The 10,364-nt window shown below is 68.8% G+C and carries 13 protein-coding genes; 3 read left to right on the forward strand and 10 right to left on the reverse strand.

All coding sequences use genetic code 11. The features are described from left to right. From BST10_RS21680 to BST10_RS21695, 4 genes are all read right to left on the reverse strand, one after another. Positions 1–400, reverse strand: a 400-nt coding sequence (locus BST10_RS21680; RefSeq protein WP_083040661.1) for a DUF732 domain-containing protein, incomplete at its 3' end; no start/stop codon positions are given. Positions 401–454: 54 nt separating this feature from the next. Further along, on the reverse strand, positions 455–862 hold the full coding sequence (locus tag BST10_RS21685) for a hypothetical protein (RefSeq protein WP_083040663.1): 408 nt from the start codon (positions 860–862) through the stop codon (positions 455–457). A gap of 120 nt (positions 863–982) precedes the next feature. Continuing rightward, complete coding sequence (locus BST10_RS21690; protein WP_109559613.1) at positions 983–2,350, reverse strand: hypothetical protein; 1,368 nt, start codon at positions 2,348–2,350, stop codon at positions 983–985. A 5-nt stretch (positions 2,351–2,355) separates the two neighbouring features. Continuing rightward, positions 2,356–3,147, reverse strand: a complete 792-nt coding sequence (locus BST10_RS21695) for a (2Z,6E)-farnesyl diphosphate synthase (RefSeq protein ID WP_013827975.1) — start codon at positions 3,145–3,147, stop codon at positions 2,356–2,358. A gap of 72 nt (positions 3,148–3,219) precedes the next feature. Here BST10_RS21695 and trhA point away from each other — a divergent pair, with 72 nt between their 5' ends. Then, positions 3,220–3,933, forward strand: coding sequence for a PAQR family membrane homeostasis protein TrhA (gene trhA, locus BST10_RS21700; RefSeq protein ID WP_013827974.1), 714 nt, complete (start codon positions 3,220–3,222; stop codon positions 3,931–3,933). 9 nt (positions 3,934–3,942) lie between these two features. On the opposite strand, the gene BST10_RS21705 is transcribed toward trhA, so the two are convergent. The 4 genes from BST10_RS21705 to mca are packed head-to-tail and all read right to left on the reverse strand — an operon-like array spanning position 3,943 to position 7,482. Next, positions 3,943–4,326: a nuclear transport factor 2 family protein gene (locus BST10_RS21705; protein ID WP_013827973.1), complete on the reverse strand. Its 384-nt coding sequence runs from the start codon at positions 4,324–4,326 to the stop codon at positions 3,943–3,945. Further along, positions 4,323–6,344 (reverse strand): thioredoxin domain-containing protein, encoded by a 2,022-nt coding sequence (locus BST10_RS21710; protein WP_013827972.1) that lies wholly within the window; start codon positions 6,342–6,344, stop codon positions 4,323–4,325. The genes BST10_RS21705 and BST10_RS21710 overlap by 4 nt, the downstream gene beginning before the upstream one ends. 14 nt (positions 6,345–6,358) lie before the next feature. Continuing rightward, a complete protein-coding gene (locus BST10_RS21715) occupies positions 6,359–6,613 on the reverse strand; it encodes a hypothetical protein (protein ID WP_013827971.1) in 255 nt (84 codons plus the stop codon). Further along, a complete protein-coding gene (gene mca / locus BST10_RS21720; RefSeq protein ID WP_013827970.1) occupies positions 6,613–7,482 on the reverse strand; it encodes a mycothiol conjugate amidase Mca in 870 nt (289 codons plus the stop codon). The genes BST10_RS21715 and mca overlap by 1 nt, the downstream gene beginning before the upstream one ends. A 116-nt stretch (positions 7,483–7,598) precedes the next feature. On the opposite strand from mca, the gene BST10_RS21725 reads away from it, so the two are divergent. Both BST10_RS21725 and greA read left to right on the forward strand, forming a co-directional pair. After that, positions 7,599–8,021, forward strand: coding sequence for a DUF4307 domain-containing protein (locus BST10_RS21725; RefSeq protein WP_013827969.1), 423 nt, complete (start codon positions 7,599–7,601; stop codon positions 8,019–8,021). Between the two features lie 137 nt (positions 8,022–8,158). Continuing rightward, a complete protein-coding gene (gene greA / locus BST10_RS21730; protein WP_013827968.1) occupies positions 8,159–8,653 on the forward strand; it encodes a transcription elongation factor GreA in 495 nt (164 codons plus the stop codon). 13 nt (positions 8,654–8,666) lie between these two features. Here greA and BST10_RS21735 read toward each other — a convergent pair whose 3' ends face one another. Together BST10_RS21735 and BST10_RS21740 are read right to left on the reverse strand one after the other, a co-directional pair. Continuing rightward, positions 8,667–9,821 (reverse strand): cystathionine gamma-synthase, encoded by a 1,155-nt coding sequence (locus tag BST10_RS21735; protein ID WP_083040666.1) that lies wholly within the window; start codon positions 9,819–9,821, stop codon positions 8,667–8,669. Next, on the reverse strand, positions 9,818–10,364 hold a 547-nt coding region (locus tag BST10_RS21740; RefSeq protein WP_083040667.1), incomplete at its 5' end, for an RDD family protein. The genes BST10_RS21735 and BST10_RS21740, both read right to left, overlap by 4 nt.

Consider the following 10,364-nt stretch of genomic DNA (forward strand, 5'->3'; position numbering starts at 1 on the left):
CGCGTAGCTCGTAGACTTCGTCATTGAAGAAGTCGACGGCCCGCGAGACCAGGGTCCGCTCGAACCCCGGCGGCGGCGCCGGCGTCGGCTTCGGGGTGGCGGTGGCCAACGTCTCGGGGCACATCTCGTTCTGCGCCGCGTCGATCACAACCTTGGGGATCCCGTCGGCGATCGACTTGCCGAACCGGTCCTTGGCGGGGCGGCCCCGTCGCAGGTTCTGGCAGATGATCTCACCGAATTTCACCGCGCCGGAGGACGAGTTCAGCCCGGGGGTGTTCTGGTACTTGAAGCCATGCGACTCGAGGTAGGCGAGGTAGCTCTTCTCGTCGGCCTGGGCCGGCGCGGCGGCGAATATCAGGGTTACGGGGATCAGCGTCATCGCCGCCAGCCGCCACATCATGGGACAGAACTGTAGACGGTGGCGGCCGGGGCGACACGCGCAAGTGGCGACGAGTCAACGCAGCCGGCGCAGTCCGCGGTACTGCGCGAGGGCGAACGATGCGGTGTAGACAGCACTGGCGAGCAGCGCCGCGACGCCGAACCCGGTCAACGGCAGCACACCGGTCTCGAGGACCGCGATGGCCGCGACGGTGCACACCACGTTGGCCGCCAGCACGCCGATTCCCGCCCGGCGCAGATCCGGTAGCGCGGACAGGAAGTACACGGCCACACCGTAGAGCAGGCAGAATGCCGCAACCGCGTATTCCTGGACCGCGGTGAGGCCGGTCAGGGCCGCCATTGGGCGGGCGGCGAACACACCGGCCAGGCCGATGACCCCGGTGGTGACGGCGTCGGCGCGCAGCGCGAAGCGCAGCAGTGAGTCGGTCGAGTCGGACAGGACCGGGGTGGTGACGGCGGTCATGGTGAACTCCCTTCGTGGGCAGGCCGGGACGTCCGGGAGACGTCTGAGAACACCCCCGACATTGCTCGCCGGCCACTGCCACTTCGACCCGGGAGACTGCCAAGCACTGCCACCCGCAGGTCAGCGCCCTGACGACACCGCCATGCGGCCGCGCAGGTCGGCGGCGATCACCCGGGCGCCGGCGTTCTGCCAGTTGTGCAGCGATCGCTGCGGCACTTCGGTGACCAACCACTGCCAGGCCTGCCGGGCGGTCGGATCCAGCCCGGCCGCGGTGGCGTTCTGCGCGTAGGCGCGCACGCCGACCACGTACGGGAAGTACAGGGCGTTGTAGTAGCGCCACTCCTCGGTGGTGCCGAACTCGCCGCCGTCGCGCGGCTTGAGCGCGGCGATACGGTCGGCCAGCAGTGCCTTGAGTTCATTGGCTCGTTCCAGCGGCGCGTCCGGCGCACCGCGGGCCACCAATCGTTCGTCGATGGTCGGCAGCGCCGTCAGCGGGCTGGCGACGAGTTTCGACAGGTCGCCGTAGTGGGCCAACGCCCGTCGGGTCAGCCGGACGAACGTCTCCTCGTCGACGTCGTCGAGCGGGCCGGTGGAACGCAGCGCCAGCGCCGCCTCGGTGTCGCGTAGGGCCGCGCGGTCGGCGCGCAGGGTCGGAGACCGCCAGAACGCCAGCCGGTCCCAGAGCCGGGCGAGCCGGTCGACGAACACCTGAACTTCGATCGCGATCGCGATGGTGGTGAACAGCAGCACCGTCAGCGTGGTCTGGGCGGTGGGCTCGTCGCGCGTCAGCACCAGCCCGATCAGCAGCTGGCCGCCCAGCAACCCGGCCATCGCGGTGGCGGCCAGAAATGAGCGCAGCATATCCAGCCGCAGCGCCTGGCCCTCGTCGAAGGCGTCCCACAGCGCCACCGCCAGACCGAGCAGCAGGACGTCGATGCCGGTGCTGGCCAGCGCGATCCCGCTGGGGATCACCCCCAGCGGGATGATCAGAATCGCGTTGGCGAGCGCGAAGAACAGCGTCGCCACGATCACCACGTCGAGCACCGAGCCGGGTTGCGAGGGTCGGGTCACCGCCTTGATCATCGCCCCCAGCGTCGACAGCGAGATCACCGCGAACAGCAGCCAGTGCCCGGCGCGCAGCGGGCCGTCGACGCTGCCGGCCCACGCCGCCCCGACCAGTGCGGCGGCGGCGACCAGGCCGATGAGCGCCATGTCGCGGCCGCGGCCCGACCAGCGGTCGCAGGGGCGGGCCAGTTCCAGCAGCACCGCGAACCACGCCACCCCGGGCAGCACGGCCAGGTAGATCTCCAGCTTGCCCAGCAGCACCGGCTGCCACACCGCGCGCACGGCGTCAGCGGCGACCACGGCTGCGAAACCGCACAACCCGATGGCGGCATGCACCAGCACCGGCTTGCGCGGGTCGCGTGCCAGCAGGTACATCCCGAGCCACCAGCTCAAGGTGAACACCAACGCCGACAGCACAATCACCCCGATTACCGCCCGAACCGCCGGTGCCGCACGCTGTAGTCGCGCAATGCGCGCAGGAAATCGACCCGGCGGAACGCCGGCCAGTGCGCCTCGGTGAACCACATCTCCGAGTAGGCGCTCTGCCACAGCAGGAAGCCGGACAGCCGCTGCTCCCCGGAGGTGCGGATCACCAGGTCCGGGTCCGGCTGACCGGAGGTGTACAGATTCTCCGAGATGCCCTCGACGGTCACGGCGTCGACGAGCTCCTCGGCGGTGGCTCCGTTGGCCAGTTCCTTGCCGAGCAGGCCCCGTACGGCGTCGACGATCTCCTGGCGGCCGCCGTAGCCGACGGCGACGTTGACGTGAAAACCACCGTTCTTCTCGCGGGTGGAGTCCACGGCCTCCCGCAATCGGCGGGCGGGCTCTTCGCCCAGCAGCTCCAGGTCGCCTACAGTTCGAACGCTCCAGCGGTTGGCGGGTGCGCAGATCTCCTCCACCACGTCGGTGATGATCTCGATGAGCGCGGCGAGCTCGGCGGGGTCGCGTTGCAGGTTCTCGGTGGACAGCAGGTAGACGGTGGCCATCTCGATGCCGGCGTCGGCGCACCAACGCAGCATCTCGGCGATCTTGGCCGCGCCCATCCGGTAGCCGTAGCTGACGTCCTCGTAGCCGGCATCGCGCGCCCACCGCCGGTTGCCGTCGCAGAGCACGGCGATGTGGCGCGGCAGCGCCGACCGGGAGGCCGCGAGCCCCTGCCGGAGGCGCAGCTCGTAGATCCGGTACAGCGGTTCTTTCAGGCGCGCGGGGATGATCGCCACAAAAACCCAGACTACTGTGATCGGCAGTACTTGCCGCGAATCGCATCCGGGAATCCGCTGGAGGAAAGGTTCATGAGCACACACACCGAGACCATCGCCGAGCCGAATCCCGGCGATCTCCCCGCGGAAGTCCTGGTGGCGCACACCAGGCCGCGGGCGCGCGGATGGATTCACCTGGTGTCGGCGATCGTGGCGGTCATCGCCGGGGCAGCGCTGATCGGGGTGACCTGGCCGCTGGCCGGCCTCGAAGCGGGGCTGGCGACGCTGGCCTACACCATCTCGGTGGTGGGCATGTTCGCCGTCAGCGCCACCTATCACCGGGTGACCTGGAAATCGGTGTCTGCCCGGATCAGGATGAAGCGGCTCGACCACGCGATGATCTTCATCTTCATCGCCGGCACCTACACCCCGTTCGCGCTGCTGGCGATGGACCACGGCGCCCAGGAACGGCTGGTGATGACCATCGTGTGGGGCGGCGCACTGGCCGGCGTGGTGCTCAAGCTGTGCTGGCCGACCGCCCCGAAGTGGGTGGGGGTACCGCTTTATCTGCTGTTGGGTTGGGTGTCAGCGTTTTTCATCGCGACGATCATGCACAACGCCGGGGTGGCCGCCATGGTGCTGTTGACGGTCGGCGGCATGCTCTACAGCATCGGCGCGATCATGTACGCCCTGAAGTGGCCGGACCCGTGGCCGCAGACGTTCGGCTACCACGAGTTCTTCCACGCCTGCACCGCGGTGGCCGCCGCGTGCCAGTACGTCGCGATCTGGTTCGCCGCACTGTCGTGAGCGCCGGTTCTACAGCTGGGTGATGTTCTCCGCCGACCAGTAGGCCTTCATCCCGGCGATCTTGCCGTCGCCGTCGAACACCATCACGTCGATCGGCTCGATGCGCATCCGGTGGTCACCGTTGGTGATGGTCAGCGCGAAGTGGAATGCCGCCTCGTTGCCGGCCACCCGCAGCGTCACCAGTTCGCTCTCGCGCTGCAGGCCGGTGATAGCCGAGTAGAAGTTGCGGATCGCCTGGTGCCCGATGTGCACCTCGCCGCCGACCGGGTCCTCGAGGGTGGCATCGGAGGCGTACAGCGCGACCAGATCATCCGCGGTTCCGCCGCCGACCAGCTCGATGTAGCGGTGGACGGTCTCGGTGATGGCCTGTGCCCGCTCGGGTGCGCTCGTCATGTGCCGCAGGTTACACCGGAAGCCGGAGCCGCGGGCACCTCGAGTGCGGCGGCCAGCTCCGCCGCGCCGGTCACCGGCCGGTCGCACACCGGCCCCCGGCAGACGTAGGCGGCGTCGGCGCCGTCGATACGGTCCCGCCCCTCCAACAGCTCCGACGAGCCGGGCGCACCGCCGACGACGATCGCCCCGCCGGGTGCCAGCCGGCGCGCGTCGGCCAGCAATGGCGAGTCCGCGGGATCGCAGGCCACCGCGACCTGCAACGGGCCCCGGATGAAAGCCTCGGCCACCGCCAGCCAGTGGCCCACCGAGCGCGGCGCGCGGGCCAGCAGCACGCTGTGCGCGGCCAAGGCGTCGGATGCGGCCCGCCGGTAGGTCTCGCTGCGGTCGGCGCCGGTGAGGTGCGCCGCGGTCAGTAGCGCCTCGGTGATCAGCGCCGCACCCGACGGCGTGGCCCCGTCCAGCGGATCGCCCGGACGCAGCACCAGTGCCTCGGCGTCGTCGGCGCTGTCGAACCAGCGTCCGGGCTGCGCCGGAGCGGCGAAGTGGGCCAGTGCGGTGTCCAGCAGGCCGGCGGCGGTGTGCAGCCACCGCTGGTCGCCGTCGAGTTGGTACACGCTGAGCAGCCCGGTGGCCAGCGCGCCGTAGTCCTCCAGTATCGCGGCGCTGTCGCCCGCCAGGCCGCCCAGGCTGGCCCGGCGCAGCCGCCCGTCCACCAGGTGCAGGCCGATCAGTGCTGCGGCGCAGTCCTGAGCCGCGCTGATCAGACTCGGATCCCCCAGCGCTACACCGGCTTCGGCCAGGGCGGTGATCGCCAAGCCGTTCCAGGCGGTGACCACCTTGTCGTCACGGTCCGGCTGGGCGCGGGAGCGCCGAGCGGCCAACAGCGCGGTTCGCACCCGGTCGAGCCGCCCCGTGTCGTCGGGATCCACCGGTAGTTGCAGCACCGAACTCCCGGCTTCAAAGGTGCCACTCGACGTCACCCCGAAAACCTCTACCGCCCAACGCCCGTCGTCGTCGCCGAGCACGTCGGCCAGCTGCTCGGCGGTCCACACATACGTCGAGCCCTCCCGGCCGTCGGCGTCGGCGTCCAGCGATGACACGAACATGCCGCCGCACGCGAGCTCCTCGAGCAGGAACCGGGCGGTCTGTGACGTCACCCGGAGGGCCAGCGGGTCGCCGGTGCGCCGGGCCCAGTGCGCATAGGCCCGCAGCAGCAGCGCGTTGTCGTATAGCATCTTCTCGAAATGCGGTACCACCCAGGCATTGTCGACGCTGTAGCGGGCAAAGCCGCCAGCGAGCTGATCGTAGATTCCGCCGCGGGCCATCGCCGCACCGACGCGGGCAACCGCGTCCAGCGCCGGGCGGTCTGCGGTCCGTTCGTAGTGGCGCAGCAGGGTTTCCATCAACGCCGACGGCGGGAACTTGGGTGCGCCGCCGAATCCCCCGCGTTCGATGTCCTCATCACGCAGCACCGCCGCCACGGCACCGTCACAGAGCATCGCGTCGACGGGCGGGCCGTTGCCGGGCAGGCCGGCGGCCATTTCCCGCAGTTCGGCGGTGATGCGCCCCGAAGCGTCCTCGACCTCGCCGCGGCGCTCGCGCCAGGTGGTGCTGATTGCCGAAAGCAGGTTCAGGAACGTCTCTTTGGGGTAGTACGTGCCGCAGTAGAACGGCCGGCCGTCCGGAGTCAGAAAACACGTCATGGGCCAGCCTCCGCGGCCGGTGAGCGCCATGGTGGCGTTCATGTAGACGGCGTCGATGTCCGGGCGCTCCTCCCGGTCGACCTTGATGCAGACGAAGCCATCGTTCATAACCTCTGCGACGTGGGCGTCTTCAAACGAGCCGTGCGCCATCACGTGACACCAGTGACATGCCGCATAGCCGACCGACAGCAGGATCGGCACGTCACGCTCGACGGCCTCGGCCAGCGCCTCGGGTGTCCACTCCTGCCAGTGCACCGGATTGTCGGCGTGCTGGCGCAGATACGGGCTGGTGGATTCGCCGAGACGATTGACCATGGCTAACCTGCGGCCTAGCCCGCCGAGTCCGGTCCCGGGTCCAGCGTGCCCTCGTCGGCGGCCTGGTCGGCGGCCGGGTCCTCCCGGTCGAAGGATTCCGGCACCCTCTTGAGGTGCCGGTTCATCGACCACACCAGCCCGAACGTGCCGAGCAGCAGTAGCACGACCACCAGCAGGCCGAATGGGCTGGCCTTGCCGAAGTCCGGCCCGGTTTCCCGGGGCACATCATCGGCCAAGAGCCAAAGTGTGGTCAGCAGAGCATGATTCATCAGTCGTCCTCGATCCCGGCGAACAGGTCGGTCTCCGGCAGGATGATAGGCACCCTGGACCGGGCCAGCTCGAACTCCTCGGTGGGCCACAGTCGTTGCTGCCACTCGATCGGAGCGGCGAAGAAATCACCGTTCGGGTCAATCTGGGTGGCGTGCGCGCGCAGCGCGTCGTCGCGTTGACTGAAATACTCCGCGCAGTGGATCCGGCTGGTCACCCGGGCGGCGAAGCTGTCGTGGTCGGGTTTCCAGTGCTCCAGCCACTTGGCGAACGGGCCGATCTGCCCGTTCCGGGCGAACTCGTCCTGCAGCAACTGCATCCGCTGCCGCAGGAACCCGTGGTTGTAGTACAGCTTCGAAACGTTCCAGACGTCGCCGGCCTGCGGGTAGCGGCGGTAGTCGCCGGCGGCCTCGAAGGCGGCCACCGAGACCTGGTGGCAGCGGATGTGGTCGGGGTGCGGATAGCCGCCGTTCTCGTCGTAGGTCGTCATCACGTGCGGCCGGAAATCGCGAACCACCCGCACCAGGGCTTCGACGGACACCTCCAGCGGCACCAGCGCGAAGCAGTCCTCCGGCAGCGGGGGCAGCGGGTCGCCCTTGGGCAGACCGGAGTCGACGAAACCCAGCCAGTGATGTTCGACGCCGAGGATCTCGGCGGCCTTGGCCATCTCGTCGCGGCGGATCTCGGCGATGTGACCGTGGACGTCGGGCAGGTCCATGGCCGGGTTGAGGATGTCACCGCGCTCGCCGCCGGTCAGCGTCACCACCATCACCCGGTGACCGGCGGCGGCGTAACGGGCCAGCGTCGCCGCACCCTTGCTGGACTCGTCGTCGGGGTGCGCATGCACCGCCATCAACCGCAGTCCGCTCATGTGCACGTTCCCCTTTTAGCCCCTATAGTTCCCGTTGGTTTCGGCCTCCATCGTTCCACCATGAGCGGCGGGCGCGTTAACCGATCCCGATTCACGACCATGGGGCATACCGCACGATGACCGACTCGAAGCCGGCCCGCTACGGGGACACCCGCGGCCGCGCCCTGCCACGGCGCCTGCTGGCCATCATGCTGGGCGCGCTGGCCGTCGCGACCGCGGCCGCCGTCGCCGTGCTGGGCTTTCAACGGCTGACCACCGCCGACGTGAAAGGCGAGCTGTACGGCTACGAGGTGGTCGATGACCAGACGGTGACGGTGAAAATCAGCGTGACGCGATCCGATCCGTCCCGCCCGGCGGTCTGCATCGTGCGGGTCCGGGCCGGTGACGGCAGTGAGACCGGCCGGCGTGAAGTGCTGATTCCACCGTCGGAGTCGTCGACCGTCCAGGTGACGACGATCGTCAAATCCTCCCAGCCGCCGCTCATGGGCGATATCTACGGCTGCGGCCCCGACGTGCCCGATTACCTGCGGTCGCCCTGATTTTCCGGTGGTACCCTGTATTGATACACGGTTCCGGCTGGGACCGTGTATTGCTGCATTAGAACGACTGCATTACTAAAGACGTCGACCCCGCTGGCTGCTATCGCCGGGTCCGACGACATGAGGAGCACAGTGAGATGACGGACACCCAGGTGACCTGGTTGACGCAGGAGTCGCACGACCGGCTCAAGGCCGAGCTCGACCAGCTGATCGCGAACCGTCCGGTGATCGCCGCGGAGATCAATGACCGCCGCGAGGAGGGTGATCTGCGCGAGAACGGCGGTTACCACGCTGCCCGCGAGGAGCAGGGGCAGCAAGAAGCCCGCATCCGCCAGCTGCAGGAGTTGCTCAACAACGCCAAGGTCGGCGAGGCTCCCACCCAGTCCGGGGTGGCGCTGCCCGGTTCGGTGGTCAAGGTGTTCTACGACGGCGACAAGAGCGACACCGAAACCTTCCTGATCGCCACCCGCCAAGAGGGCATCAGCGAGGAGAACCTCGAGGTGTATTCGCCGAACTCACCGCTGGGTCACGCCCTGCTCGGCGCCAAGGAAGGCGAGGAGCGCAGCTACACGGTGCCCAGCGGCAACACCGTCAAGGTGACCCTGGTCAGTGCGGAGCCCTATCGCCCCTGAGGCCTACCGCGGCTCAGCGCAGCGCTTGCTTCAGGTCCTCAAGCAGGTCGTCGATGTCCTCGATGCCGACCGAGAGCCGCACCAGGTCGTCGGGAACCTCCAGTTGCGAACCGGCCGTCGACGCATGGGTCATCGCGCCCGGGTGTTCGATCAGCGACTCCACCCCGCCCAGTGACTCGGCCAGGATGAAGATCTCGGTTGCGGCGCACAGCTTCTCCGCAGCTCCCCGACCGCCGTGCAGCCGCACCGACACCATGCCACCGAACCCGCGCATCTGGCGCGCGGCAATGTCGTGCCCCGGGTGGCCGGGCAGGCCCGGATACAGCACGGTGTCGACGGCGGCGTGTCCGGCAAGGAACTCCGCCACCGCGGCCGCGTTCTCGCTGTGCCGCTGCATCCGCAGCACCAGCGTCTTGAGGCCCCGCAGCGTGAGGTAGGCGTCGAACGGACCGGGGACCGCCCCGGCGCCGTTCTGCAGGAACGCGAAGGCGGCGTCGAGCTCCTCGTCGTCGGTGACCAGCGCGCCACCGACCACATCGGAGTGGCCGCCGATGTACTTCGTGGTGGAGTGCAGCACCACGTCAGCGCCCAGCGTCAGCGGCTGCTGCAGCGCCGGCGAGGCGAACGTATTGTCCACCAACACCTTTGCGCCCGACTCCCGGCCGATTGCGGCAATGCTTTCGATGTCGCTGATCGACAGCAACGGGTTGGTGGGCGTCTCCACCAAGATCAGTCGGGTCTTGTCGGTGAGTGCGGCACGCACTGCATCCAGGTCGGACAGCGCGACCGGCGTGTAGGCCAAACCCCAACCGGTGAACACCTTGTCGATCAGCCGGAAGGTGCCGCCGTAGGCGTCGTCGGGGATGATCAGATGATCGCCGGGACGCAGCATCGCCCGCAGCGCGCAGTCCGTGGCGGCCATCCCGGAGGAGAACGCCCGGCCGTATCGGCCCTGCTCGACGGCGGCCAGTGCGGTCTCCAGCGCGGTCCGGGTCGGGTTGCCGGTGCGGGCGTACTCGTAACCGCCCCGCAGCCCACCGACGCCGTCCTGGGCGAACGTACTGCTCGCGTAGATCGGCGGATTGACCGCCCCGGTGGCCGGATCGGGCCGGAAACCGGCATGGATCGCCGTCGTGGAGGGGCCGATCGGGCCGTGCAGGCGGCTCACCGGATCGGCAGGCAGACGGTGGTCATGATCTTGTCGGCCAGCGTCTGCCGTTTGGCGTCCCACAACGGGAACAGGTAGCCGATGAACAAGATGATGCCGTCGATGAGGTGGGCCAGTTGTCGCACGATCGACATCCCGAATCCGATCGGCTGACCGGTGGCTTCGGAAACCACTTTGAACTTCATCACCGATTTGCCGATGCTCGAACCGGTGGTGCCCTGCCGGTAGCCGTAGTTCCAGATTCCGAAGCCGAACGCGCCCAGCCAGCCGAGGAACATCAGCAGGGCACCGGCGGTCGACGGCGTGACGGTGCAGGCGAACCCGGCCGATGTGGTGACGCACTCCCGTTGCGCCGTGGACCCGGCGACCATCGCGGGGATGCCGTAGATCAGCAGGATCGGAATGGAGTCGATGAAGTAGGCGCCCACCCGGGTGAGCCACGGCGTGTAGGACTCCTGCGGAAGATCGCCGACCGGGCTTCCGGCCGAGGCGTACCCGGGCGCGGGCGGCGGATAGTTGCCCGGCGGCGGGGGTGGGTAGTTG

The organism is Mycolicibacter algericus DSM 45454, from assembly GCF_002086455.1.
Taxonomy (GTDB): Bacteria; Actinomycetota; Actinomycetes; order Mycobacteriales; family Mycobacteriaceae; genus Mycobacterium; species Mycobacterium algericum.